Annotated in this window: 25 protein-coding genes and 5 tRNA genes; 3 read left to right on the top strand and 27 right to left on the bottom strand. The window is 44.4% G+C overall.

Annotated features, from left to right (window positions below):
- The 23 genes from rplK to FTU72_RS09650 form a co-directional block, all read right to left on the bottom strand.
- Complete coding sequence (rplK, locus tag FTU72_RS09760; RefSeq protein WP_004781668.1) at positions 1–429, bottom strand: 50S ribosomal protein L11; 429 nt, start codon at positions 427–429, stop codon at positions 1–3.
- Between the two features lie 117 nt (positions 430–546).
- Positions 547–1080, bottom strand: coding sequence for a transcription termination/antitermination protein NusG (gene nusG, locus FTU72_RS09755; protein WP_005232530.1), 534 nt, complete (start codon positions 1078–1080; stop codon positions 547–549).
- Between the two features lie 7 nt (positions 1081–1087).
- Positions 1088–1528 (bottom strand): preprotein translocase subunit SecE, encoded by a 441-nt coding sequence (gene secE, locus FTU72_RS09750; protein ID WP_180052773.1) that lies wholly within the window; start codon positions 1526–1528, stop codon positions 1088–1090.
- 76 nt (positions 1529–1604) lie between these two features.
- Positions 1605–1680: transfer RNA gene (locus FTU72_RS09745), tRNA-Trp, on the bottom strand.
- Between the two features lie 46 nt (positions 1681–1726).
- Entirely contained in the window at positions 1727–2917 is a 1191-nt protein-coding gene (tuf, locus tag FTU72_RS09740) for an elongation factor Tu (protein ID WP_179991967.1), read from the bottom strand.
- Positions 2918–3068: 151 nt separating this feature from the next.
- A tRNA-Thr gene (locus FTU72_RS09735) sits at positions 3069–3143 on the bottom strand.
- Between the two features lie 21 nt (positions 3144–3164).
- A tRNA-Gly gene (locus FTU72_RS09730) sits at positions 3165–3240 on the bottom strand.
- A 36-nt stretch (positions 3241–3276) separates the two neighbouring features.
- Positions 3277–3360: transfer RNA gene (locus FTU72_RS09725), tRNA-Tyr, on the bottom strand.
- Between the two features lie 55 nt (positions 3361–3415).
- Positions 3416–3491 (bottom strand) — tRNA-Thr (locus FTU72_RS09720).
- 98 nt (positions 3492–3589) lie between these two features.
- Positions 3590–5083 carry an anthranilate synthase component I gene (trpE, locus tag FTU72_RS09715; RefSeq protein WP_180052772.1) on the bottom strand — a complete coding sequence of 498 codons (1494 nt, stop codon included), beginning with the start codon at positions 5081–5083 and terminating at the stop codon, positions 3590–3592.
- Between the two features lie 108 nt (positions 5084–5191).
- On the bottom strand, positions 5192–5860 hold the full coding sequence (gph, locus tag FTU72_RS09710; RefSeq protein ID WP_180012048.1) for a phosphoglycolate phosphatase: 669 nt from the start codon (positions 5858–5860) through the stop codon (positions 5192–5194).
- Positions 5861–5938: 78 nt separating this feature from the next.
- A complete protein-coding gene (locus FTU72_RS09705; RefSeq protein ID WP_179991964.1) occupies positions 5939–6598 on the bottom strand; it encodes an FHA domain-containing protein in 660 nt (219 codons plus the stop codon).
- 62 nt (positions 6599–6660) lie between these two features.
- Complete coding sequence (gene gspD / locus FTU72_RS09700; protein WP_180012046.1) at positions 6661–8916, bottom strand: type II secretion system secretin GspD; 2256 nt, start codon at positions 8914–8916, stop codon at positions 6661–6663.
- Between the two features lie 38 nt (positions 8917–8954).
- Complete coding sequence (locus FTU72_RS09695) at positions 8955–9809, bottom strand: type II secretion system protein N (protein ID WP_180052771.1); 855 nt, start codon at positions 9807–9809, stop codon at positions 8955–8957.
- Positions 9809–10552: a type II secretion system protein N gene (gene gspN / locus FTU72_RS09690; RefSeq protein ID WP_004781653.1), complete on the bottom strand. Its 744-nt coding sequence runs from the start codon at positions 10550–10552 to the stop codon at positions 9809–9811. The genes FTU72_RS09695 and gspN overlap by 1 nt, the downstream gene beginning before the upstream one ends.
- 187 nt (positions 10553–10739) lie before the next feature.
- Complete coding sequence (locus tag FTU72_RS09685; protein ID WP_079281036.1) at positions 10740–11066, bottom strand: H-NS family nucleoid-associated regulatory protein; 327 nt, start codon at positions 11064–11066, stop codon at positions 10740–10742.
- Positions 11067–11220: 154 nt separating this feature from the next.
- Entirely contained in the window at positions 11221–11646 is a 426-nt protein-coding gene (locus FTU72_RS09680; protein WP_004781650.1) for a thioesterase family protein, read from the bottom strand.
- A 7-nt stretch (positions 11647–11653) separates the two neighbouring features.
- Positions 11654–12847, bottom strand: coding sequence for a heme biosynthesis protein HemY (locus tag FTU72_RS09675; RefSeq protein ID WP_180052770.1), 1194 nt, complete (start codon positions 12845–12847; stop codon positions 11654–11656).
- Between the two features lie 6 nt (positions 12848–12853).
- Positions 12854–13693 (bottom strand): hypothetical protein, encoded by an 840-nt coding sequence (locus FTU72_RS09670; RefSeq protein WP_180012040.1) that lies wholly within the window; start codon positions 13691–13693, stop codon positions 12854–12856.
- Positions 13694–13700: 7 nt separating this feature from the next.
- Positions 13701–14468 carry a uroporphyrinogen-III synthase gene (locus FTU72_RS09665; protein WP_166136799.1) on the bottom strand — a complete coding sequence of 256 codons (768 nt, stop codon included), beginning with the start codon at positions 14466–14468 and terminating at the stop codon, positions 13701–13703.
- Positions 14468–15391 (bottom strand): hydroxymethylbilane synthase, encoded by a 924-nt coding sequence (hemC, locus tag FTU72_RS09660; protein ID WP_180052769.1) that lies wholly within the window; start codon positions 15389–15391, stop codon positions 14468–14470. Before hemC ends, FTU72_RS09665 begins: the two co-directional genes overlap by 1 nt.
- Before the next feature lie 114 nt (positions 15392–15505).
- A complete protein-coding gene (locus FTU72_RS09655) occupies positions 15506–16246 on the bottom strand; it encodes a LytTR family DNA-binding domain-containing protein (protein ID WP_005232557.1) in 741 nt (246 codons plus the stop codon).
- A gap of 69 nt (positions 16247–16315) precedes the next feature.
- Positions 16316–17470, bottom strand: coding sequence for a sensor histidine kinase (locus FTU72_RS09650; RefSeq protein WP_159123731.1), 1155 nt, complete (start codon positions 17468–17470; stop codon positions 16316–16318).
- Between FTU72_RS09650 and argH the strand changes: the two genes are divergently transcribed.
- Together argH and FTU72_RS09640 are read left to right on the top strand one after the other, a co-directional pair.
- Positions 17461–18891 carry an argininosuccinate lyase gene (argH, locus tag FTU72_RS09645; RefSeq protein WP_051065353.1) on the top strand — a complete coding sequence of 477 codons (1431 nt, stop codon included), beginning with the start codon at positions 17461–17463 and terminating at the stop codon, positions 18889–18891. The two genes, FTU72_RS09650 and argH, sit on opposite strands and share 10 nt — an antisense overlap.
- A gap of 29 nt (positions 18892–18920) precedes the next feature.
- Positions 18921–19196: an oxidative damage protection protein gene (locus FTU72_RS09640; RefSeq protein ID WP_004781637.1), complete on the top strand. Its 276-nt coding sequence runs from the start codon at positions 18921–18923 to the stop codon at positions 19194–19196.
- Between the two features lie 1040 nt (positions 19197–20236).
- Here the strand turns inward: FTU72_RS09640 and pgsA are convergent.
- From pgsA to uvrC, 3 genes are all read right to left on the bottom strand, one after another.
- Positions 20237–20824 carry a CDP-diacylglycerol--glycerol-3-phosphate 3-phosphatidyltransferase gene (gene pgsA / locus FTU72_RS09635; protein WP_004781631.1) on the bottom strand — a complete coding sequence of 196 codons (588 nt, stop codon included), beginning with the start codon at positions 20822–20824 and terminating at the stop codon, positions 20237–20239.
- Positions 20825–20931: 107 nt separating this feature from the next.
- Positions 20932–21726 (bottom strand): thioesterase family protein, encoded by a 795-nt coding sequence (locus FTU72_RS09630; RefSeq protein WP_180052768.1) that lies wholly within the window; start codon positions 21724–21726, stop codon positions 20932–20934.
- A gap of 118 nt (positions 21727–21844) precedes the next feature.
- Positions 21845–23644 carry an excinuclease ABC subunit UvrC gene (uvrC, locus tag FTU72_RS09625; protein WP_180025219.1) on the bottom strand — a complete coding sequence of 600 codons (1800 nt, stop codon included), beginning with the start codon at positions 23642–23644 and terminating at the stop codon, positions 21845–21847.
- A gap of 224 nt (positions 23645–23868) precedes the next feature.
- On the opposite strand from uvrC, the gene FTU72_RS09620 reads away from it, so the two are divergent.
- The gene (locus FTU72_RS09620; protein WP_180052767.1) at positions 23869–24933 is read left to right on the top strand and encodes an AAA family ATPase; all 1065 of its coding nucleotides are present in this window, start codon (positions 23869–23871) and stop codon (positions 24931–24933) included.
- Here FTU72_RS09620 and FTU72_RS09615 read toward each other — a convergent pair.
- Positions 24930–25346 carry a PH domain-containing protein gene (locus tag FTU72_RS09615; protein WP_159123727.1) on the bottom strand — a complete coding sequence of 139 codons (417 nt, stop codon included), beginning with the start codon at positions 25344–25346 and terminating at the stop codon, positions 24930–24932. The genes FTU72_RS09620 and FTU72_RS09615 overlap by 4 nt on opposite strands.
- Positions 25347–25360 lie beyond the last annotated feature (14 nt).

Raw genomic sequence — 25360 nt, 5'->3', positions numbered from 1 at the left:
TTATAGCTCCACTTCCAAGCCCATAGAACGTGCAGAACCAGCGATGGTACGTACACGCGCGTCTAAATCAGCACCAGTTAAGTCTGGTTCTTTAGTAGTCGCGATTTCTTCCAATTGAGCACGAGTCAACTTACCAACTTTAGTTTTGTTAGGTACAGAAGAACCCTTTTGGATACCAGCAGCTTTCTTAAGAAGAACAGCAGCAGGTGGAGTTTTCATGATGAATGTGAACGACTTGTCGTTGTACACAGTGATCACGACTGGAATTGGTAGACCAGCTTCAACTTTTTGTGTAGCAGCATTGAATTCTTTACAGAATGCCATGATGTTAACACCACGTTGACCTAGTGCAGGACCAATCGGTGGAGATGGATTCGCTTTACCAGCTGGAACTTGCAGCTTGATATAGCCGTCAATCTTCTTAGCCATTTCAAATTACCTCTGGGTGCAAACGCCGTTAGGCTCCCCAATGATTTCAAGTAACGATACCGTTACAACAACAATGCCTGATTTGCACGCAAATCAGGCGTTTTCAACCCGAACAAATTAAACTGTTTTTTCGACTTGGCGAAATTCCAGTTCAACCTGAGTTGGTCGGTTAAATACGTTAATCGTCAGCGTTAAGCGTGACTTGTCGTAAAGCACTTCTTCCACCACACCTTTAAAGTCAGTAAATGGACCGTCAATTACGAGTAATTCTTCGCCTGGTTCAAACATGGTCTTAGGACGCGGTGCTTCACCAGTATTGCGTACACGTGCAAGGATTGCATCAGCTTCTTTTTGCGTAATTGGAGCCGGTTTTTCAGCCGTACCACCAATAAAACCAAGCACTTTTGGACACTCTTTCACGATGTGCCAAGTGTCATCGTTCATTTCCATTTCGACTAATACATAGCCAGGAAAGAACTTACGCTCTGATTTACGCTTCTTGCCATCCTTCATTTCTACCACTTCTTCGGTAGGAACAAGGACTTCACCAAAGCTATCGGCAACAGCGCTACGCTGGATTCGATCATTAAGCGAACGCATCACTTGTTTTTCATAACCTGAATAGGCATGAATAATGTACCAACGTTTCATAGCTCTCTTACCCGATAATAAACTTCATTAACCAGCCTAAAACATAGTCAAAGCACCATAGAACAATGGCTGCAATTACTACAACAGCAAGGACTTGCCAAGATGTGGTCACAGTCTCTTGTTTGGTAGGCCAGGTCACTCGACGTAACTCGATTCGTGCATCCTTAAGAAGACGAACAAAGCCTTTGCCTTGATGGGTGGCGTATAATAAACCGAATACCACAACGATACAAGCCAAAATTACCCCAACGCGCACCCAAATATCATTCGCAGGCGCCCAGTATGCAGGTAAATATTGGTTTACCATCATAGCACCGACCAATAAAATCAAGGCGATAACCCATAGAACAATGTCTAATGGAGAACCAGAACTTACATCTACAGCAGGATTATTTCTTTGAGGAATTGCCGCTTCGCTTAATGCGTCGCGTGATTTATCATTCGACATTTTTGTACTCGTCGTAGGTTTCGCGACTTATTATATGACCAGTTTTGCCGACATCAAGCGTCTTTTGAAAAAAACTTGGCAGGCCAGGAGGGACTCGAACCCCCAACATTCGGTTTTGGAGACCGACGCTCTACCAATTGAACTACTGGCCTGTAGATAAACTGGAGCCGAAACTCCAGCTTATTTTCTATTCTATGATTATGCAGTTACTTTAGCAACTACACCAGCACCAACTGTACGACCACCCTCACGGATCGCAAAACGTAGACCTGGGTCCATTGCGATTGGGTGAATTAGTTCTACTGACATTTCTACGTTGTCACCAGGCATAACCATTTCAACGCCTTCTTTCAAAGAAATCGCGCCAGTTACGTCAGTTGTACGGAAGTAGAACTGTGGACGGTAACCGTTAAGGAATGGAGTGTGACGACCACCTTCGTCTTTAGAAAGTACGTATACTTCTGCATCGAATTTAGTGTGCGGTTTGATAGAACCTGGTTTAGCAAGTACTTGACCACGTTGTACGTCTTCACGTTTAGTACCACGAAGCAAGATACCACAGTTCTCACCAGCACGGCCTTCGTCAAGAAGTTTACGGAACATTTCAACGCCAGTTACAGTAGTTTTAACTGTATCTTTGATACCCACAATTTCAACTTCTTCACCAACTTTGATGACACCAGTTTCAACACGGCCAGTTACAACTGTACCACGACCAGAAATTGAGAATACATCTTCGATTGGCATCAGGAATGCTTGGTCGATTGCACGTTCTGGTTCTGGGATGTAAGAGTCAAGCGCTTCAACAAGAGCTACAACAGCATCTTCACCGTATTGACCAGCCTCACCGTTAAGTGCAGCAAGTGCTGAACCACGGATTACAGGAGTGTCATCACCTGGGAAGTCGTAAGTAGAAAGAAGTTCACGAACTTCCATTTCTACTAATTCAAGAAGTTCTTCGTCGTCTACAAGGTCGCATTTGTTCAAGAATACAACGATGTAAGGTACACCTACCTGACGAGAAAGCAGGATGTGTTCACGAGTTTGTGGCATTGGACCGTCAGTCGCAGCACATACAAGGATCGCGCCGTCCATCTGAGCAGCACCAGTAATCATGTTTTTAACATAATCGGCGTGGCCCGGGCAGTCTACGTGAGCGTAGTGACGAGTTGGAGAATCGTATTCTACGTGTGAAGTATTAATTGTAATACCACGTGCTTTTTCTTCTGGTGCAGAGTCGATTGCAGCGTAGTCTTTCGCTTCACCACCGAATTTTTTCGCACATACAGTTGCAATCGCAGCTGTTAAAGTTGTTTTACCATGGTCAACGTGACCGATTGTGCCCACGTTAACGTGTGGCTTATTACGTTCAAACTTAGCCTTAGCCATGTTAATCTTCCTCGTTTACGTCGAACACAATTCTGAGTAAAACCCAGCTCCGACATATCGTTTAAAAAAAACCAAACACCAAATACTTGAAAAGCAGACTAAATAGCCTGCTTTTGAAATATTTTTGCAACCACGTTGCCAAACTGTAATCTGGAGCTCTTATCGAGATTTGAACTCGAGACCTCTCCCTTACCAAGGGAGTGCTCTACCACTGAGCTATAAGAGCAAATATTAGCACTTCAAACAATGGAGCGGGAGACGAGGATCGAACTCGCGACATGCAGCTTGGAAGGCTGCCGCTCTACCAACTGAGCTACTCCCGCACGATGTTGGTACTTACCACTTTGAAGTCTTAAAATTGGTGGTGAGGGAAGGATTCGAACCTTCGAAACTTTCGTAGCGGAGTTACAGTCCGCCCCCTTTGACCGCTCGGGAACCTCACCATTTTTACACTTACATCAGTGTCGTTCTTTACTTCGCACTCCAAACTCTCTAAGATGGTGCCGGCACACGGATTCGAACTGTGGACCTACTGATTACAAGTCAGTTGCTCTACCAACTGAGCTATGCCGGCGTTTCTTAGTGTTTCGTACGTTTCGTATCGGAACGGTGTGCAGTTTAGCAAAACTCAGAATCCATGCAAGTGTTTTTTTCAAAAAAAACGCCAAAAACTCACAAAATCAATCCGTTTGATGATAATTCAACCGCTTTGATCACTGCACGAGCTTTTATTTGGGTTTCATTCCATTCTGACTCAGGATTTGAGTCCGCAACCAGCCCTGCTCCAGCCTGAACATAGACCTTATTTTCACGAATCACGCAGGTACGAATGGCAATCGACATGTCCATTTCACCATGCCAGCCTAAATAACCAACAGCGCCGCCAAAAATTCCGCGTTTCACTGGCTCAACTTCGTCAATAATTTCCATGGCACGAATTTTTGGCGCACCAGAAAGTGTTCCCGCAGGGAAAGTTGCCTTAAAAACATCCAGTGCATCGACATCATCACGCACTTCACCTTGTACATTCGACACAATGTGCATCACATGCGAGTAACGTTCGATCACCATTTGATCAGTGACTTGTACTTTACCGATTTTGGATACTCGACCGACATCATTTCGGCCCAAGTCAATCAGCATTAAGTGCTCGGCAATTTCTTTTTCATCAGACAGTAAATCTTTTTCCAGTGCCAGATCTTCTTCTTTGGTCTTGCCACGTGGACGCGTACCCGCCAGTGGACGAACAGTCGCAATGCCATTTTCCAGACGAGAAAGAATTTCCGGTGAAGAACCCACAATATGGAACGGCGTATTATTTTCTAGGGTCTGCCCTTGCACGAGGAACAGGTAAGGTGATGGATTAAGATGACGTAATGCGCGATAGACCTGTAAAGGCTCACCATCGAAATCAGAAACCATACGATGACCCGGCACGACCTGCATCACATCTCCGGCACGAATGTACTCTTTTACCTTTTCAATAGAGGCAATAAAGTTGTCATATCCAGTTAAAGACTCAAAGTGCGGTGCTGTATGTTTTTCTGCTTTCAGGCTCACTGGTGTTGCCAGAATATTTTCCAGCTCATCCAGCTGCTGCTGCGCTTTCTCATAAGCTGCCTGATCCGCTGCATCGGCATGGACAATCAGGAACAGGGTATCTTTCAGATTATCGAATACGATGACGGTTTTGGACAGCATCATCCAGATATCTGGCAAGCCTACCGGATCAGCTTCAGGCACATTTTTTAGCTTAGGTTCGATATAACGTACTGAGTCATAACCAAAGTAACCGACAAGACCACCGGTAAAGCTTGGTAAGGCTGGAAGTTCTGCCTGGGTCGGTACTTTAAACTGTGCCTGAAAGTCACGGATATACTGGAATGGATCGGCACAGTGCTGTTTTTCAATAGAGCCATCTGGATGCTGAACAGTCAGTTCACCCGCATTACAGGAGAATACAGTCGATTCACCCAGGCCGATAATTGAATAGCGCGCCCAGTTTTCTCCCCCTTCCACAGATTCGAACAGATAAGCCTGTTGGTGCTGTTTTAGACGGGCAAAGATAGATAAAGGAGTATCAGTATCAGCCAGGCGCTGGCGGTATACAGGAATCAGGTTGTAGCCTTGAGATGCAAGTTGCTGGAATTGAGCTGAAGTTGTCATTCGGTTTTTCTCTTTAAATTAGGGTTACTCAGTATGGAAATGGAATTGGACTGAGCGACGCCATCGAAAAACCTTACAACTATTCATCTTATTTCCTTCGTACCCTATTTAAGTAAGCAACTCACGTAGATCATCGACAATTTCTTGAGGATCACAGTCTGCTATATTTTCACCATGATTATAGCCATAGCTGACTACAATACAATCTATACCCGCACGGCGCGCAGCTTCGATGTCATTGACTGAGTCCCCGATCATCAGTACCTGCTCTTTGGTCACGCCATAATGCTCCACACAATGCAACAACTGACGCGGATCTGGCTTACGCTCGGTAAAGCGATCACCACCAATCGTGTCATCAAAGTATTGCGCCATTTCCAGAATATCCAGAATACTGCGTGCCGGTTCTTCTGGTTTATTGGTCACACAGATCAGTTTTTTATCGTTAGCCTTACCCCATTCCAGAAACTCGATAATTCCGTCAAATGGCTTGGTATCTACACAAGGATCGGCATTATAAATTTCCAGGAACGTCGCAAGTAATTCCTGATGCTGGGCAGGTAATACTTCTCCCACCAAATGCTGGAGTACGCTTTCACAGAACTTGGACGTTCCTTTACCGATCCACACCCGTACCTGCTCCTCAGTCACCAGGGGTAGCTGCAAGACATTCAGGCTCATATTCATGGCTCGATACAGATCATGGGCTGAATCCACCAAGGTACCATCCAGATCGAATAAAATCAGCTTACGTTGTTCCAATTGTGCAATTGACATCCTGCCCCTCATTTTCTTTATTTGCAGCCATAAAAAAGGCATGCGTGATGCATGCCTCGATTGTAACCAATCATGGGCTTATTTAAACAACACCCAGGCGATAATCGCCAAAATAATCAGAACGATTAGTGAAATCAGTCCAATAGATGCATTTTTCTGTGCTTCTTTTTCCTGCTCTACACGAGAAACAGGCTGTTCCACCGGAATCGGTGCGGGTTCTGGCTTAACCGAGCTCAGGTCTACCCCTTCAGCAATAGGCGCAGGTTTTGGAATACCGACATTGGTCGGCATACCATCACGGGTCAAGTTGACTGAAGCATCACGCTCTTTCAATTCTGGAATGCCCTGCTCATTCATCTGCTGGGCAGGAGTTTTCTCAACCGTTTCGATTTCTTCAACCACTTGCTCTGCTGTTTCTTCAACTTCTGGCGCCACTTCAACAGGCGCTACAGGTTCAAGAACCAGAAATTTCAAGGTGGCAAACTGGACTACATCGTCTTGTTTTAATCGCGTTTCCTGCTCAATACGCAAGTCATTCACGAAAGTGCCATTAGATGAGCCTAGATCCTGTACCCATAGTGCATCGTTTTTCAGCAGAAAAGCAGCATGCTTACGCGAGATTTCCGCAGCCTGCAGCACAATATCAGCCGCCTGATGACGCCCTACCAGCATGTCACGGTCGATTGCTATTTCCTGTCCGGTCAAGTCATCGGTAATTGCCTGTATTTTCCAAGTCATGAAATCTACTTCTCTATTCTCTTTGACATTATCATAACATGCTGTATGCAAATGCGAATGGTCTAGCTTTTTGGTCTAAGTGTGGTTGTTGTAACGGTATTTCTACTTTTTTCAACCTGCTGGACTGGCTGCTGTACCACTTGTCGCTGAATCCCTGGCTCAATTGCCACTGGTGTAGCCACTGCTGCGGCTGACGGCGTTGACGCTGGCGCACTCGGAACATTCTGGTAGGACGAATTCGTCAGTGGTGTCTTGGAAACTGGAATACGCTGTTGATACACATCTTCAACACTTTCCGGTAGCTTGGCAAAATTACCGTCTGAATCGAGTGCCAATTGCAGGCTATAGAGTTGACCATAACGTTGTTGGGCCAGTTTACGTACTTCATTTTTATCCCCCACAATCGTTGGATGGATAAAGATCAATAAGTTACGTTTCTGATTAGACTTACCTTCAGCGCGGAATAAGCGCCCTATACCCGGAATCGCTCCCAGACCTGGAACAGCCTGACGTCCATACGTAGTATTATCCGAGATTAAGCCACCGAGTACGATGGTTTGCCCATGTTCAGCCAGAATCGAAGTTTTAATTGCACGCTTGCTGGTCACCAAATCCTGTGCTTGTCCACGATCTCGATTGACCGCAGAGACTTCCTGTTCAACTTCCAGACGTACCGTACCATCTTCACCAATGTGCGGTACAACTTTTAAGGTCACCCCAACATCTTTACGCTCAATGGTGGTATAAGGATTAGCCACGCCTGAGCCACTGGTCGAAACCGAACCGGTCACAAAGGGTACATTCTCACCCACGACAATATAGGCTTCTTCATTATCCATGGTCACAATCGACGGCGTAGATAATAGGTTAGACTTGGTGGTTTCTTTTAAGGCCTGAATCATCGCACCATACAGGCGACGTGAACCATCACTGCCTTCCTGAAAATCTCCAATCACAATGGAACTACCCGCACCCACAGTACTTGCAGCACCTAAGCCACCACCTGCGAGATAGCCCGCCGCAATATTTCTCAGACTAGTACCAAACTTATCGAAGTTAATTAAGCCAATTCCGCTGCTGATATCCCCCAAAGCCCATTGCACACCCAGCTGGTCCGCATCTGTCCCTTCTACTTCAATAATTGCAGCTTCAATCAGAACCTGTTGACGGCGCACATCCAACTGATCAATCGCAGATTCAATTTCACGCATCAGTTGCGGGTCTGCTTTAACCACCAGAGAATTCTGCGTGGCATCCGCAATAATACTGACGCCATTGGCATTAAAGCTGCTGATCCCGCCTTGCTCGGTTTTCATGCCAGTATTGAGCTGAATATTGGATGCACCTGAGCTATTTGAGCTAGTGGTATTATTGTTATTCAGGTTATTAGTCGAATTATAAGAAGATGAGCTGGAAGAAGAATTATCCAAACCAGTATTGACTGCCTGCCCTGTCACTAACCCCTGCAAAATTTCCGAAAGATTCTTGGCACTGGCATATTTCAAACGGAAGACTTTTAAGCCCCCCAGACGGTCTGCTGCAGGCACATCCAGTGTTTCAATAATCTGACGAATGCGCTTGCGTGTCGCTGGATCCCCTTTAATCAGAATACGGTTGGTACGCACATCTGCCATGACCCGTACCCGTGAACCACGCAGATCTTTAGCTGCACCTGTCGCTGCCATTGAATCAATCAGCTCGATCATTTCTTCGGCCTGACTGGATTGCAGGCTAATGGCTTCAATATCATTCTGGCCCGTGCCATCCAGATTACGGATGATGGTTTCCAGCTGATAGATATTGGTCGCCCGGTCCGACACAATCAGTGCATTGGTACCTGGAACGGCAGCCAAATGGGCAAACTGTGGCATCAACGGACGCAGGGCTGGAATCAGGTCATTCGGATTGGTATTTTCCAGCCAGATCACGCGAGTGACAATCTGGTCACCAGTCGCACGATGACGTGCATCATAGGGAATCCCGGAGCTTTTGACATTGCTGTCTGGAACCAGCTTGATGGTATTTCCTGAAGGAATGGCCACTACACCATTGACATTCAAGACCCCTAAAAACAGGTCATAAACTTCGTTTTTATTCAGTGGCTTGTTGGAAATGACCGTGACATTACCTCGAACCCGAGGATCTACCGCAAAATTTTTACCGGTAATATCCGCCACTTCATTAATGAAGGCGGTTAAGTCTGCATCCCGGAGATTGATTTTCCAGGTTTGCGCATAACTTGCCGTACTGACCATAGCAACCAATGGTGCGGCCACACAGAATGCCCATGCTGATCGATTATTATTAAATAAAGCCATAAACTTTTGTGTTTCCTAACCCTATGCGTGATGACACATCACTTCAAATCCTGTTGTATGGTCATCACCTGATCACCACGTTTTATTTCTAGTTTGACCTGACCTTCACGTCGAGCCTGTTCCAGTAATTGTGCTTCGGTTTGTCCCTGTGACAGGGTCTGACCATTCAAAGACAAAATCCGGTCTCCCGCTCTTAATCCCAAGCGATTACGCAGTGCAGCCGGTGTCCGTGAAGTGACTTCATAACCACCCTCTGCTGCACTTACCCCCATATTCTGTAAGTACTGGTCCTTATTTTCCTGCATCTGCTGGATAGCCCGATTGATTTCACTCTGCGGTGAAGGTTGCTCAGGCATACCACTTTCCGTATGCATCGGAGGCATCGGATTTGAAGATGCTGAGGTATCCGGCACGATTGGCTGGTTTAAACCATTTTCCAACCCTTTAAACAGGATTTCTTGGGTCGCACCGCTTGATTTACGCAAAATCACCCGGTCCCAATACACTTCAGCCAGCGTAAAACCGCTATTCCCCAATACATCTCCGACCCGATAACGGTCAGACTGGTCATTAATTTTCAAGACTGCTGAAGAGTTATAGCTTGGGCTCGCCACCACAACCCCCTGCAAGACAATATTGGCAGTTTCAGCAGTGTTCGCTGCGTAAGTAGTTTCCTGAAATAGTGAAAAGGCACTAATATTTGGCACTTGAGTCTGTTGTGACCCCAGTTCTACCTGATCAATCTGCATCGCTTGTGGCGGAGCCACCAGAAGCCAGAATAAGGCGGCCAATTTCCAGCATAAATACAGAATCAGCAGGAATAATAAAATTGGAGCAACACGCTCCGTCTGTTTCAGATCAATATTTTTAAAATAATCGAGTGGGCTTGCCATCAGTTGAAGCCCCCCATCAAAGGCTGACGAGTACTAATCACATAAGTATCCAGTCCAGCTTTACCGGTATAAGAAGGAGCATTGAGTAAAAAGCGCTGTGTCAGCTGAATATCCAGCATCAGGCTTGGATCCAGTTTAATATTCAACATACGTTGATCACGATTATCACGTACGTCCAGCAGCAGCTGTCCATTCTCATCAGATAACTGACCACTTAGAACCGGTACATTCATACGCTCCTGACGCTGGGCAAACGTGTAAATCAGTTCACCACCACTCCATTGCATCTGACCGTCTACATGACTAAAGCCTTGCTCTTTTTTATATTTAAAATCGAGTTCTTTAAACTGAATCGGGTTGGTAGGCCATTGCCAGTCAGCAATCTTCTTTAAAGTTTCAGGTGCAAGCTGTCCCTCAAGATTTTTGACGGTTAAAGTTTTATTCAGACCATAGCCCATCACACCCGAAAACTGGGTATTACCGCTATGCAGATCAATATTTGCCCCTAATCTCAGCAACAACAGGTCCAAAGGACGAACCTGCCAGTTCAGACTTCCCCGAAGATTACCTTTTTTCCAGTCCGCACTTCCCTGCCAGATATTCCCGCTTACATTATGTAAGACCTGATTATTTTTATAAAATTTTGAAATTAACCAAGCTGCAGGAACTTGCAGAATTACAAAGACAAAAAAGGCTAGAATTGCAAATATCAACCATTTTAATGTTTTCGGCTTATTGCTCATCCCGCCACGACCAACCTATCCAATCGAAACCCCTAAATTTATAGTTTTGTCATTTTATAATCACATTATGCACACTTTTTCTCTGACGCCAATTCATAGGCATAAAAAAACCAAGCAGGATGTGCTTGGCTGATCAATCACAGGCCGTATGCATAACAGCCTGATGATGAATAATGCGGCAGAAGGATTAGATCACGAAATCTTCCAGTTTTGCGCCTTTCTCTAATTCAGCAACTAACCAGCGTGGCTGTTTACCGCGACCAGTCCAGGTGTCTTCCGGATTGCTTTTACTGCGATAACGTGGCTCTACAGACTTACGTGCAGTTTTTTTACGTTTAGAAGCACCAAATTCAAGAAGCTGTTCAATCGTTAAGCCTACTTTGTCGGCAATATCCAATACCTGATGATAAGCATCTTCAATTTCCTGATCTTTTTTCAAAGCAATTAAAGACTCAGCTTCTGCTTGTAAACGTTTTAACTCTTCAACTGATAAATTTGTAATGTCTGGCATCATGTTCTCCAATAAATAGCATTATTTCTTTTAATAAATAACGAACCCATCATATTTATATTAAGTGTAATATTCAATATAAAATTTTAAATGTATAACAATAAACTTAAGGGCCATTACAAAATTAATCATTAAATTAGAGATAAAAACTCTAATATTAAATTTCATGTTGTACAGTTAATTCTAGCGATTTTATTTTTTCTCGAATATGTTCAGGTATTTCAGTTTTCTGCATATTTTTATTTAAACATACAATTACTGCTTCTGAAGTGGCCACGATACTTTGCTGCTGTTCACTCCATAATAAATAATGCATTCTGACTGCACTATTCCGAATTTCATCAATTCGTGCCGCCACTTTTAATTGATCTGGATAAACCACAGGTTTTAAATAACGGCATTGATTTGAAGCCACTACTGTTAAAATATCTTCATCAAAAATATTTAATTTACCCAAATAAGCCAAACGGGCACTTTCTATATAACGGTAATACATGGCATTATTAACATGCCCAAACGCATCCATGTCTCCCCATGCAACAGTTTGCGAATAAATCACCGGATATTGTTGTAATTCTGACATTATTTCCTCAAATTCTGATTTCAATAAAATTAACATTCGATTCAAATACGGCATTTAACTGCTGTATTAAATCCTCTCTTCCCTGCAATACAGATTTAATTCTCAAATAGCTCATGCGGATGTCATCTGGATAGAGATCCAGCAATTGCTGAGCTTCTTCTACCCGGCCAGTCGCCTGTAGAATATGCCATTTGGCAAAACTTAATATTGGCAGTGCAGTATATTTTGCATCCCAAACTGAGATCTGCTGCTCAATATCTGCATAATCTGGAAACTGCTTTAATAACTGCTGCTGGAACCATAAATAGAATACATCCTGATTAAATTGGAGTTCCAGTAAGTGTTTAGCAAGGCTTTCATGCTCAACGCTCATTTCCGGCATTCTAAATAATAGTTTCAACCATAATAGCTTGACTTCATAGTCACGATTAAATATGTCCTGTTTTAAATCCAGATAACGTTGTTTTAAATATTCCAAATCATCTTCAGTAGCTTGATCATAAGCTATTAATAATTGCTGCAGCCATATTTTTTTTACTTCTTGGTCTAAATGCCCATATTTGGTTGAACGTAAATATAACCAGGGAAACTGTAAGGCAAATTGCCCCCATAAAGCATTTAAACGCTGCTCATAAGCGGTTTTGACTCGTCTTAACCAGGGAGATAACTCATGTTGATTTAAAAATTCTAAATGCGTTAATGCCTGCTGACCATCCTGCTGCGATAAATAGATTTCAATCCGCTGTAATTCTGCCAGTTCAAATGCCATAGGATTAGACTGATTTAAACTACTCAATGCTTCGCTATATTGTTGCTGTCCCCAGGATAATCGGGCATCAATAATATACTTGAGCAATCCCGACTGATTAAAAGACTGCTGGATAAAATCCCGTTGATCTTGTGCAGCATTTAATAACCAAACTACGGCTAACTGCTCATAAGGATGCAAGCGGGCAAAGCTGAATACCGTTTCATGTTTACGCTGTTTAAAGCTGAGATAACGCTTGGTCGCATACCACAGCATATGCATCAGAAAGCTGATTACGATAAGCAAGCCCACCAGGAACCAGAAAGTGGTCTGGATTTGTAGTCCGCGCCAATACAGATAGACATAGCCCGCACCATAACCATAGCTCAGTACGCTCAAGATCGCTAAGCCCAGCAAACCAACCAGTAAATAAGCAAGTAAAATCTGTTTCATAAGCAATTAACCGATCAGGGTACGTGTATTGAGCTGAGGAGTAGGCGTTTGAGGTGCTGCCTTAATTTGCTCCAGTCGTTGAATCCATTGTTTGCTTTGCGCATCCGGAAGTTGAGCCAATACCTCGATCACACTTTTCAGGGCTTGCTGGAAAGCTACCTGCTGTCCTTGCTGCACACTATTTTCTGCAATCAGTAAACGCAGCTGAGCTTCTTTTAAGACCAGATTACGCTGCATTAAGACTGCACTCGGTTTCTCGACTGATTCAATCTGAATCCAGCGCTGCCAAAATGAGCTTTGGGCTGTAGCGCGATTCTGATGCTGCATCTGGATTTCCTTTTCCATCTCAATATCAATCTGTTGCAGTAATTCTTTTAATTTATTCTGTTGTACTAAACGATTGTTGATGAACTGCTTAAGGACTTCCCGATCCTTGTCAATCGCCTGATTCAGGCTACCCAGAAGAGCAGGTGCCAGTTCTAGATGTGCAAGCTGATTGGATAATTGGTTCAACTTTTCCATCGCCATTGCATATTGTTGCTGCTGCAAGGCAAACTCAACCAGATCCAGATATTGCTCGACTAAAGGTAGATCATCCTGCAAGTTAGCCCTAGGAGTATCCTGAACTGTCCCCTTGTTCGGTGTTTCAGGGTTTGCTGCTTGGCCCGTAGCAACCTGACGTTTTAAGGCCACCAGCTGATCATTCAGATTGGCATTCTGCTGTTGCAGCTGCTTAAAATTCTGGGTCAATTCAGTCTGTGCTGAATTTAAGCCAAACAGGTCATAGCTCAGCTTGGCAATCCACGCCAAGCTCAAGATGAAAAAAACAATAAATAATTTTTTCATGCGTTTCCTAGTACATCAGTAGCTGCTGCAAAATCGTCGATCCGCTTAAGTCCTCTAACTGAGCGAATTGAAAACCAGCCTGATGTTGCTGTTGATATTCCCCAAGCATGGCAGCCAAACGCGGCCCCAAAACCAAATACAATGCCCGATTAATGAGATGCGGATACGGCTGCATCAAGGCTAGCCAGTTAAGCCAGCTCGCTTCACTGCTGACCAAGACTGCATAACGGGGATTAGCTTCAAGGCTCGTCAAATGTTTAACTAATATCTCGGAAGTCACTGGCGGACACTGACGATCATATAAAATGAAATTCAATATATGAATTTGCTGATCCTTTAAATGCTGCATCATAAATTGACGCCCACCTTCACCTCGCCAAAAGGCGACAGTTGATCCGGTAGCTAATTGCTGTAGCACAGGCAATTGCAGCATCCCTTCCGAAGTCTCCACATCAGGCACATAACTCTGGATACCGTAGCTTGCTAAAGCCCGCTCGGTAGCTTTACCCACAGCGACCCACTGGACACTTCCAAGATCATGCAATGATAGGCCTGCCTGCTGCAAATATTGCATGCCAATTTGGGCAGCGGTCGGACTCACTACGACAATCAGTTTTGCTTGGGGTAGTTGTCTAAATAAACTGGCCAGCTCATCCGTATAAGGCTGCTGTACCAGTTCTAGCAAGGGCAACTCTATCACCGGAATTTGCGCTGTCTGTAGGGCTTGCGTTAAATTTGCAGCACGATCACTCGGACGGGTATTAATGAACAACATTATTTTGAATAAAGGGCTTTCAGTAACTCGCCTGCGCCCTGATCTAGCAGATCTTTGGCCAGCTGCACGCCCAATTGCTCTGCATCTGCCATGGTTCCACTTTGCTGTGCGCGTAGCAAAGTTACGCCATCTACGCTACCGACCCGGCCTTCAATCGAAATGACACCTTCATTTAAAGTGGCATAGCCTGCGATTGGCACCTGACAGCCACCTTCCAGATAGGCATTAAAGGCACGTTCGGCACGGACACAGGCATCAGTTTCTGCATGTAATAGAGGCTGGATTAAATCTAATACCGCTTGATCTCCACTCCGGCATTCCAGGCCCAGTGCACCCTGCCCTACCGCGGGTAAACTTACTTCAGGCACAATACTATGACGAATACGATCTGCAAGACCCAAGCGTTTTAAACCGGCACTGGCCAGGATGATTGCATCATACTGACCTGCATCCAGCTTGGATAAGCGTGTACCGACATTACCGCGTAAATCGATAATCTCAAGGTCCGGACGTTGTTTTAAAATCTGGGTTTTACGGCGCAAGCTGGAAGTTCCGACTTTGGCACCCTGAGGTAATTCGTCAAAACTGGCATAAGTATTTGAGACGAAAGCATCCAGTGGATCTTCACGTTCACAGATGACTGCCAAAGATAAGCCTTCAGGCAAGGCCATTGGGACATCTTTCATTGAATGGACTGCCAGATCGGCACGACCGTCTAGTAAGGCTGCTTCTAATTCTTTTACGAATAAGCCCTTACCGCCAATTTTAGCCAATGGCGTATCAAGAATTTTATCGCCCTGTGTAACAAAAGTGACTAACTCGACCTGAAGTCCAGCATGCAGGTCCTGTAAGCGTGCACGGATATGTTCCGCCTGCCAGAGCGCAAGTGGACTTTGTCGAGTAGCAATTTTTAGGGTCTTCATAAATTTCAATAAACAGTCAATGAGAACAATAGTCTAAACTTAACCTGCTCACTTGAAAATGCAAGCGAATTTATGCAAGTTTCAATACTGGTCCAGACGAACTCATTGATCCGTTTAGAGTTTCTGAATCCGTTCCCGCAAGAATGGCAAATGACGCCGACTGACCGCCAGACGCTCTTCCAGTTCACGACAACGCACCTGATACTGGCCGGAACTCACCACTTCCAAGCCTTCCAGATAGTGAACCGAAACCAGTGCATTACGGTGAATCCTGATGAACTGATGTCCAAACTCCTGTTCCAACTCCTTCAGGGTTTCATCAATCAGGACACTGCCGTTTTTATGGCGTACGGTCACATATTTTTGATCCGCCAGAAAATAATAGATATTTTCAACTGGCACCAATTCGACCCCGCGATAGGTCTTTGCCGCAATTTGATGGCGGCTGATATTGATTTCTTCCATATTTTCTTTTTGTTTTAGTTGGCTCATTTGAGCTTGGGTAAGTTTAATTAGATGCTCTAAAACCTGTGCCAATTCCTGTTGCATCACCGGTTTAAGCAGGTAGCCGTCTGCATTAGACTTGAATGCATCCAGCGCGTGTTGGTCATAGGCCGTACAAAAGACAATAGCCGGCATCGGGTCGAGCTGACGCAAATGCTGCGCACAGGTCAAACCATCCATTTCAGGCATTTGAATATCTAATAAGATGACATCAGGTTCATGCTGGTGAGCCAGATCAATTGCTTGACGACCATGCGTAGCTGTTGCAACCACATCATGCCCCAGTTGAGAGACTAAACGTGATAGTCGCTCGACAGCCAAAGGCTCATCGTCACAAATCAGGACGTCCATTTCTCCTCCTTAATCCAGTCAACATTATTCATTTGATTATAAGTTAACTGTGATTTCCTTGATTTCTTTTTATTTATAGCGATATTGCACAACCGTGGTAAACACCCCTCCACCGGCGAAAGTCTGAAACGTCATCGTAGGTCCGTAATAAGCTTCCAGACGCTGTCTGACATTTTCAATTGCAATACCATGTCCCTTTTTTAATGTTTTATTATCCTGCGTATAGGGGTTTGTTATGATGATATTAATTTGATTTTGCAAGATTTCAATCAATATGCTTATGGTACTCTTTGTCAAAATTTTTTCAACTCCATGGAAAATACTATTTTCCACTAGGGGTTGTAAAGTCAATAATGGAATTTGGACTTGTGAGTATAAGTCTTTGTTTTCTAATTTCCATTCGACCTGTAAACGCTCTCCCAGACGAATCTGTTCAATCTCCAAATAGCGCTGGCAGAGTTCAATTTCTTCCTGCAACTTGACCAGTTTCAATTCCTGAAAACTGGCCCGAAATAAACGGGACAAATTCAGCAACATTTGTTCGGCTTTGTCCGGGTCAATACTGATCAGGCTAATCACGCTATTGAGACTATTAAACAGAAAATGCGGATGAATCCTGGCCTGCATGGCCTGAATCCGTGCATGTAATTCACTGTGCTGCTGCTGCGCCCATTGTTCACGCAAATACAGATAGCGAAAACAGAACATGCCTAACAGGATACCAAAACTCAGATGTAGGCCGACCTGATCCAGTGCGACTGCCAGACTCAGTCCCTGAAAATTCAAATTGCTGCCAAAATAAGTCAGCACATTCAGACTGGTCGTAGTTACCAAAACAATCGCCTGTAATAGCAAAAATCCGCAGATTAATGCCAGCTTAATCCCCATACGTTGAAAGTGCTGATGAAAAAGCTCGACTAGCGCTGCAAAACATAACAGTATCCAGTTGATATACAGCATATATTGAAGCAGATCTGCCAGATTGAGTGCCTGCCAGGACTGTGCTTTTGCCAAGGCTAAGACCATGGCCAGCACATTGCCGCCAATAAACATTTCCAGCAAATAGTGCAGCTTGCCGATCTGGCTAAAAAAATAAGAGCTTTGCACTGATCCGGTCGGAGATGTAAAAGATTGATCGACTTGGACTTCGGCAACGGGCTTTGAATTTGTTATACTCTTTTTCGTTCTACTGCTTTTAATCTGATTGAGCCGACATGACCACATCTTCTAATTCCTCAAATCCATCACAAGCCCAGACTTCGGGTATGTGGGGCGGTCGTTTCTCTGAAGCGACTGATGCTTTTGTTGCTGAATTTACAGCATCTGTTCAATTTGACCAACGTTTTTATAAACAAGACATTGCAGGCTCGATTGCACATGCAACCATGCTGGCAAAAGTTGGCGTACTGACCGAACAGGAACGTGATGACATTATCGAAGGTCTGACTGCCATTAAAGCAGATATTGAAGCAGGTAACTTCGAATGGCGCATTGACCTTGAAGATGTGCATATGAACATTGAGTCGCGCCTGACTCAGCGTATCGGCATCACCGGTAAAAAATTGCATACGGGCCGTAGCCGTAATGACCAGGTGGCAACCGATATCCGTCTGTATGTCCGTGATGAAATTGATGCCATCCTGGAATTACTGAAAAAATTGCAAAAAGGCATCCTGGGTCTGGCAGCTAAAAACACCAATACCATCATGCCAGGTTTTACCCATCTGCAAACTGCACAGCCAGTGACTTTTGGTCATCACTTAATGGCTTGGTTTGAAATGCTGGTACGTGACTCTGAGCGTCTGATTGATTGCCGTAAACGTGTTAACCGTATGCCACTCGGTTCTGCTGCTCTGGCAGGTACGACTTACCCGATTGACCGTGCTTATACCGCTGAGCTTCTAGGTTTTGAAGCTGTTGCTGAAAACTCACTTGATGCTGTTTCTGACCGTGATTTCGGTATTGAATTCAATGCTGCGGCATCTTTAATTATGATGCACCTGTCACGTATGTCTGAAGAAATGATCCTATGGACATCGGCTCAGTTCAAGTTCGTAAATATTCCAGACCGTTTCTGTACTGGTTCTTCGATCATGCCACAGAAGAAAAACCCAGATGTACCTGAACTGATCCGTGGTAAAACCGGCCGTGTATATGGTGATCTGATGAGCTTGTTGACCCTAATGAAAGGTCAACCGCTTGCTTACAACAAAGATAACCAGGAAGACAAAGAACCATTATTTGATGCGATCGATACGGTTCGTGGTTCATTAATGGCATTTGCTGACATGATTCCTGCGCTTGTACCAAATATTGAAATCATGCGTGAAGCAGCGCTTCGTGGCTTCTCAACGGCTACTGACCTGGCAGATTATCTGGTAAAAAATGGCGTGGCTTTCCGTGATGCTCATGAAATTGTGGGTAAAGCGGTAGCTCTAGGCGTGCAGGAAGGTAAAGACCTGTCTGAACTGACACTTGAGCAACTGCAACAGTTCTCTGATCTGATTCAAGCAGATGTATTTGAAAAAGCTCTGACTTTAGAAGCATCTGTGAATGCACGTAATCACATCGGTGGCACTGCACCTGCACAGGTTGAAGCTGCGATCGAACGTGCGCATGCTCGCCTAGAGAAACTTTACGCTTAATTGCTTTCGCTTTAAATTGGAGTATTGATATGTCTCGACAAGTTTTTTGCCGTAAGTATCAACAAGAAATGGAAGGTTTAGACTTTGCACCATTCCCGGGTGCAAAGGGTCAGGAACTGTTTGATACGATATCTAAACAGGCTTGGCAAGAATGGCTGAAACACCAGACCACGCTGATCAATGAAAAGCGTTTAAACGTGTTTGAACCGGATGCGAAAAAGTTCCTTGAAGAGCAACGCGAGAAGTTCTTTAACAATGATGAATCATTGGAAAAAGCTGAAGGTCTAAAGCCTGAAGAAAAATAAGGCGCTGCCTTATTTTTCTTCAAGACAAGCACCGAAGGTGCGCGTAGGTCAACATTTGAAAAGCTCCATAAACGGGGCTTTTCTTATATCAAAAGCACTGCTCCGCCACGCCGCAAGACAAGCAGCTATGCTGCGCGTAGGCTTTAAAAAGAATCTCCGTTATGGGAGATTCTTTTTTTATGTACTGCTCTAAAAATTACTCAAGACAAGCGAAGCGCGTAGTTTCAAATGTCAAAAAAGAGCCTGACAAGGCTCTTTTTTTTATGAATACTGCAAGAGCTAAACTGCGTTTTAACTAAGCAAGACAAGCGCATAATTTTACTTGTCAAAAAGGAAATCTATGAAAGATTCCCCTTTTAGTTTAAAGCCCTACTCTTTTTGTTTTTTACACAAGACAAGCAGCTATAAGTTCATAGAATAAAAAAACTCCTTACATGGAAATTTTTTTATCTAAGCTCAAGCTTTTCTCTTACGTAAATTAAGCGAAAGGTATCACTTCGAATGCTATAAAAAAGTAACCTATAAAAAGAATTCCCTTTTTAATTTGAAAATTACTTCTTCATCAGATCATGAGTTAAATACCTGACAAGAGACTCCTCGGATATTCTTTTTCTATAGATACTCTATTTCTCTTAAAAGCACTCTAAAAACTATTTTAACTTTCATGAAATCGAAAATTATTGAGCTAAAAACAGGCTCAAAACCTGTCATTTTCCTACCGTGTTTTTTAAATTTAAGCAGCCATTATCTTACTGAAAAGCAATCAGATTTGTATCAAAATAATCAATTGTAAATTCTGTATACATTGCTCTCACAAAACACAACATTCAGCTACAAGAAACCACATGATTTTGTGGAAGGTGCTCCCTATAATGACCAGCAAGAAGATGAGATATCTTTGAATAACTATAATAATAACTGAGAAATACCCCCGATTTCATCCCAGTTCTTCCCCCAAAGGCTGGGTATTTTTTTGCCTGCTATTTTTATATTCTATATTTCAGCTATAAAAAAAAGCTCCTTCAAGGAGCTTTTATTGATTAAGGCTGTTTCAGATATGGCCAGGCTGCTTTTAGGTAAATAAACATTGACCATAAGGTCAGCACCACGGCTGTATATAGCAAAGCATAAGCCAGCATTTCTAGCGGTGGCCAGTTCAGCAAGAAAACCGTAATTGCGATCATCTGAAACGCAGTTTTGTATTTACCCACTGTAGACACTGCTACACTGGTACGCGCACCGAGTTCAGCCATCCATTCACGTAAAGCTGAAACTGTAATTTCCCGCGAAATAATCACAATCGCTGCAAAAGCCATCGAGATCGAAGGTTGCCATTGCACTAAGACAATAAGCGCAGCAGCGACCATCAACTTGTCTGCAACTGGATCCAAAAAACGACCAAAAGCAGACGTCTGATTCAGAGTACGCGCCAGATAACCATCAAACCAGTCAGTGACTGCAGCCACTACAAAAATTGTCGTTAAGATAATATGCCGCGTCACATCAGGACTGGTTTCATTGAATCCCATTGCCGGTGGCCAATATGCGACCAATAAAAAAACCGGAATCAGGATAATACGAGCCAAGGTCAAGATATTTGGAATATTCAGGATACGACCTGTAGTCATAGACACCGCCAATTGTTCCCCTCATGTACGATGAAAATGCACACTTTTTTCGAGGTTTAATCCATCATTAATACGCTTCACTTTATACGAATTGACTTGAAGTGTCACTAGGCAAACACCGTCACTGTCTGTCTGGCCATCGCAATCAGCCGATTTTCTGCATCCCACAGATAGGCATGTTCTGTTGAATAACCGTCAGCCGCATGGTCGGTAATCACTTTATATTTAAACCAATCATGTAGCTGATGCTGCACTGGATGCACATAGGTTACAGTCCAGGTCAGGCTGCTCGCTGGGGCCAGTGTTTGAAACATCGGTAACACCCCAGGTGGCCAGATGTCAAAAATGGCCATCAGGTCAGCTAACTGAAATTCACGGTCAGAATGTTGATCTGGATGGAAGCGGCACCAGCCTTCAAAATCAGGACGTACACTTGAACTGCACGGCAGATTCAAATCCGCCCATCTGAGTTCAAAATGATCAAAACACTTTGGAAGCTTGAACTGTGCAGGAATCTGGAACAGGGTTTCAGGAGGAGCATAATCCGGAGCCTGGATTTCCTGATGTACCTGAATGCTAGAATCGCGCGCTACGCCGAAACTGGCAATCAGAATGCTCTGAACAGCCTCATCCTGCCATAGACGCACTTCGATGGTAGTGACCGATTTGCCTTCACGCAGAATTTCCGCAGTTAGGCGTGCTTTGCCTTCCTGTACCGGGCCAACAAAAGTCACACTGGTACTCAGCAGACGTTTAGTAGGATCATTGATTATTACCACGGCTTTTTGCATCATGACTGCAGCTGCAAGTCCACCGTAGATGGTTCTTCCTTGTCCCCAGCCTGGCGGCATTTCAATCCATTCTTGCTGCGCAATTTGTGCGTACAGTGTTTGCAAAGACATATCGATCCTTCAACTTTGTCTGATGAACCGATATATTGCTGGAAAAATCTATGAATAGAAATGACCTTTGACTCGAAGGTCAATGTGCATTTTTGCACTTGTAATTGATGTAAAACAATTACTCATGCAGAACTTTATAAATCATCCGGGCCATCACGGAACCCAGACCTGGTACCAGTTGCAGGTCTTTTTCTGAAGCTTTAAGCACACCCTGAATCCCGCCAAAATGGGTTAATAAATCACGACGGCGCTTCGGCCCCAGTCCCGGAATTACCTCCAGTACCGATGAACCCCGTTTTTTATCGCGTTTGGCCCGATGTCGGGTAATGGCAAAACGGTGGGCTTCGTCACGTACCTGCTGGATCAGATGCAGGGCCTTATGATCTTCTGGAAGCTGGATCTTACCGCCATCGGTAAAATGCAGGGTTTCCAGACCCGGCTTACGTCCTTCGCCTTTAGACACACCGACCATAAAGGCATCCAGTCCAAGTTCCTGCATGACTTCCATCGCCATATGCAATTGCCCTTTACCACCGTCAATCAGCAGCAGATCTGGCAGCATGGCTTTTTTATAACGACGGGTTAAGGCCTGACGCATCGCGGCATAGTCATCACCCGCCTGAATATCATTGATAGAAAACTGGCGATAATCACGTTTGCGCGCACCTCCACTATCAAAGACTACGCAAGAAGCAACCGTATCTTCACCCATGGTATGTGAGATATCGAAACACTCAATCCGATCTACCGGTCGTCCCACAACTTCTTCTAACTGATGGAAACGTTCATTCAGTTCAAAGTGATTGGCCAGCTTGCCCTGAATGGCATGCTGTACATTCATCTGTGCAAGTTCCAGCCATTCGGCACGGGTTTCCCGAACTTTGGATTTGATCTGAATTTTCTTGTCAAAATGTTGAGAAAGTGCGGCTTCCAGCTCCTTCCGATCTGGCATTTCAATATTTACGATCAGTTCAGAAGGAATTTCATCGGCAACCTGGAAGTAGAAGTTGGCAATAAAATCCGAGAGCATTTGTCCCAGATCGTCACTCAGCATATCCGGAAAATAGCCTTTACCGCCGAGCATCTTGCCATTACGCACATGCATGATCTGCACACAAGTTACGCCTGCCTGGTAGGCAATCGCCAGAATATCTGCCTCACCTTTGACTTTATAAATCGCCTGCTGGGCCTGTACATCACGCAGTAATGCCATCCGGTCACGATAAAATACCGCCTTTTCAAATTCCAGATTTTCTGCGGCTGCTTCCATCTTGGCAATCAGTTCCTGATTCAACTCTTTGGTATCGCCTTGCAGGAAGCGAATCGAATTATTGACATCTTCCTGATAATCCTCAGGTGAAATCAGACCCACACAAGGGCCGGAACAGCGCTTGATCTGATATTGCAAACAAGGTCGAGTACGATTGGCAAAGAAACCATTCTCACAAGAACGTACATTGAATAATTTTTGCAGAATAACCAAAGTATCGCGGGCATTGTAAGCACTCGGATAAGGTCCAAAGAACTTGCCGACCTGATGTTTGCCCTTGCCACGACCGCTGGCAATCCGCGGATAGGGCTTGTCTGCAGAGACAAAAATATAGACATAGGATTTGTCATCACGCAGCATGATGTTATACGGTGGACGATGCAGCTTGATCAGGTTTTGCTCTAGCAATAAAGCTTCAGTTTCTGAACGCACCACCAAGGTTTGAATGTCGTAAATCCGTGCCACCAAAGCTTGAGTCTTGGGATGATCAAGGGTTTTGACAAAATAACTGGACACCCGATTTTTCAGATTTTTGGCTTTTCCCACATATAAGAGTTCGCCATCTTTGCCATACATCCGGTAGACCCCGGGTAAGGTGGTCATATTGGCCAAGATTTTTTCAATATGAGGGCGTGCGTTCTCGTTCACCTAAAACCTATTTTTTACCTGCAATATGCAGATATATGTGATGTTTAATGTGTCATTTTCAAGCGATGACACAAAATTCACCCGAACTGTCATCGAAAGTGAAACAGGTTATGCCCAGACCGCCGTATTTATAAGCAACCCAATATGGTCTGATTGCTAAAAGCTATAAGTCGCCTGAACTAACTTTGCTATGCTCGACAGGTTCAATCTCGAGATGATCCAAGATGACAAGTTCCCAATCCGGTATTCATGTTGTGCAACCTGCCACCTCTAGCCATAGCCAGTCTGAGCGTGACCGTTTAATTGGGAAACCGCGTTTTCATTTTGAACCTCAGGCTGTGATGCAGTTGCTACGGGAACGGATCATCGGTCAGGATGCGGCCTTAAATGAAATTGAAAAAATGCTGCATGTGGTCAAGGCTGACTTTTCCAGTCCTGAACGTCCGCTTTCGGTTACCTTAATGCTTGGCCCGACCGGTGTCGGCAAAACCGAGACCGTGCGTCTGATTGCCGAAGCAATTTATGGCCGTCCTGATGCTTTCTGCCGGATTGATATGAATACTTTGGCGCAGGAACATTATGCAGCTGCCCTGACTGGCGCGCCTCCGGGTTATGTGGGCTCTAAAGAAGGCCATAGCCTGTTTGATGAAACCGCTATTGCCGGAAGCCATACCCGTCCCGGCATCATGCTGTTCGATGAACTGGAAAAAGCCAGTACTGAAGTCATTCGTGGCCTGATGAATGTCCTGGATACCGGTCGACTGACGTTGACTGCTGGTACCAAAACCATCGATTTTCGTAATTGCATGATTTTTATGACCAGTAATGTCGGTGCACAAGCCGCGCAACAATATCTGGAAAAGCTCAGCTATCTGCCGCAAAAAATGCAGCAACTATGTCTGAAAAAAGTACCGACCCAGCAGATTATTGAAAAAGTCATGCAGCGCAAGTTCGATCCTGAATTTTTAAACCGGATTGACCGTACCTTGCACTATCAGGCTGTCCAAAATGATGCCCTGCCACGACTGGTTGAGATTGAGCTGGATAAATTAAATCAACGTCTGCAACATCAGAAACGACAGATTCACCTCACTGATGCAGCCAAGGCCCATTTTTATCAGGGTCATGACATCCGTTATGGCGCCCGTCATCTGGGCCGGAAAATACGGACTGAACTGGAACCAGTCTTAGCGATTTATTTTTTAAACCATCCAGAACAGCTACAACTCCATCTGGACTGCATTAATGGTCAATTGCTAGTTCAGCCTCAAGCCTCCGATTCCAATTAAACTGTTTGATGTGCTTGAATCGCCTGAATCAATGCATCCGGGTCTTTAGGTGAAATCAGGACATACTTTTGTTGATCTGCCAGCATATAGCTAACTTTTAAACGCTTGAAAGACAAAGCAGGTGCAATTTCTGAGTGATCTGTAGGCTGGATATTCTGAATCGAACCAAGCGGAATTTGCCAGGTCAGCCACAAGCTTTTGATAATCAACTGCCCATCCTGCACGATATAACGGGTACTCCAAACCGGCCACCAGACCAAGAGGATTGTAAGTATATAGACTGCGGTATGCACCGGATATTGAGCCATCGTCCCTTTGGCCTGCATGGTCAGTAATAATTGCAATAACAAACCGCTCATACAGATCAAAAATGCCAGCAGCCACCAGTCTTTTTTGGAACGAAATACACGCATCATCTTCCCCCTAT

The sequence above is a fragment of the Acinetobacter sp. YH12137 genome (genome assembly GCF_013418535.1).
Lineage (GTDB): Bacteria > Pseudomonadota > Gammaproteobacteria > Pseudomonadales > Moraxellaceae > Acinetobacter.
Note: the sequence above shows the minus strand (reverse complement) of the source record. Positions and strands in the feature narration are given on the sequence as shown.

Excerpts from the sequence above, each read along its gene's own strand:
- rplK (WP_004781668.1), bottom strand. The coding sequence starts at position 429 with ATGGCTAAGAAGATTGACGGCTATATCAAGCTGCAAGTTCCAGCTGGT.
- nusG (WP_005232530.1), bottom strand. The coding sequence starts at position 1,080 with ATGAAACGTTGGTACATTATTCATGCCTATTCAGGTTATGAAAAACAA.
- secE (WP_180052773.1), bottom strand. The coding sequence starts at position 1,528 with ATGTCGAATGATAAATCACGCGACGCATTAAGCGAAGCGGCAATTCCT.
- tuf (WP_179991967.1), bottom strand. The coding sequence starts at position 2,917 with ATGGCTAAGGCTAAGTTTGAACGTAATAAGCCACACGTTAACGTGGGC.
- trpE (WP_180052772.1), bottom strand. The coding sequence starts at position 5,083 with ATGACAACTTCAGCTCAATTCCAGCAACTTGCATCTCAAGGCTACAAC.
- gph (WP_180012048.1), bottom strand. The coding sequence starts at position 5,860 with ATGTCAATTGCACAATTGGAACAACGTAAGCTGATTTTATTCGATCTG.
- FTU72_RS09705 (WP_179991964.1), bottom strand. The coding sequence starts at position 6,598 with ATGACTTGGAAAATACAGGCAATTACCGATGACTTGACCGGACAGGAA.
- gspD (WP_180012046.1), bottom strand. The coding sequence starts at position 8,916 with ATGGCTTTATTTAATAATAATCGATCAGCATGGGCATTCTGTGTGGCC.
- FTU72_RS09695 (WP_180052771.1), bottom strand. The coding sequence starts at position 9,809 with ATGGCAAGCCCACTCGATTATTTTAAAAATATTGATCTGAAACAGACG.
- gspN (WP_004781653.1), bottom strand. The coding sequence starts at position 10,552 with ATGAGCAATAAGCCGAAAACATTAAAATGGTTGATATTTGCAATTCTA.
- FTU72_RS09685 (WP_079281036.1), bottom strand. The coding sequence starts at position 11,066 with ATGATGCCAGACATTACAAATTTATCAGTTGAAGAGTTAAAACGTTTA.
- FTU72_RS09680 (WP_004781650.1), bottom strand. The coding sequence starts at position 11,646 with ATGTCAGAATTACAACAATATCCGGTGATTTATTCGCAAACTGTTGCA.
- FTU72_RS09675 (WP_180052770.1), bottom strand. The coding sequence starts at position 12,847 with ATGAAACAGATTTTACTTGCTTATTTACTGGTTGGTTTGCTGGGCTTA.
- FTU72_RS09670 (WP_180012040.1), bottom strand. The coding sequence starts at position 13,693 with ATGAAAAAATTATTTATTGTTTTTTTCATCTTGAGCTTGGCGTGGATT.
- FTU72_RS09665 (WP_166136799.1), bottom strand. The coding sequence starts at position 14,468 with ATGTTGTTCATTAATACCCGTCCGAGTGATCGTGCTGCAAATTTAACG.
- hemC (WP_180052769.1), bottom strand. The coding sequence starts at position 15,391 with ATGAAGACCCTAAAAATTGCTACTCGACAAAGTCCACTTGCGCTCTGG.
- FTU72_RS09655 (WP_005232557.1), bottom strand. The coding sequence starts at position 16,246 with ATGGACGTCCTGATTTGTGACGATGAGCCTTTGGCTGTCGAGCGACTA.
- argH (WP_051065353.1), top strand. The coding sequence starts at position 17,461 with ATGACCACATCTTCTAATTCCTCAAATCCATCACAAGCCCAGACTTCG.
- FTU72_RS09650 (WP_159123731.1), bottom strand. The coding sequence starts at position 17,470 with ATGTGGTCATGTCGGCTCAATCAGATTAAAAGCAGTAGAACGAAAAAG.
- FTU72_RS09640 (WP_004781637.1), top strand. The coding sequence starts at position 18,921 with ATGTCTCGACAAGTTTTTTGCCGTAAGTATCAACAAGAAATGGAAGGT.
- pgsA (WP_004781631.1), bottom strand. The coding sequence starts at position 20,824 with ATGACTACAGGTCGTATCCTGAATATTCCAAATATCTTGACCTTGGCT.
- FTU72_RS09630 (WP_180052768.1), bottom strand. The coding sequence starts at position 21,726 with ATGTCTTTGCAAACACTGTACGCACAAATTGCGCAGCAAGAATGGATT.
- FTU72_RS09620 (WP_180052767.1), top strand. The coding sequence starts at position 23,869 with ATGACAAGTTCCCAATCCGGTATTCATGTTGTGCAACCTGCCACCTCT.
- FTU72_RS09615 (WP_159123727.1), bottom strand. The coding sequence starts at position 25,346 with ATGCGTGTATTTCGTTCCAAAAAAGACTGGTGGCTGCTGGCATTTTTG.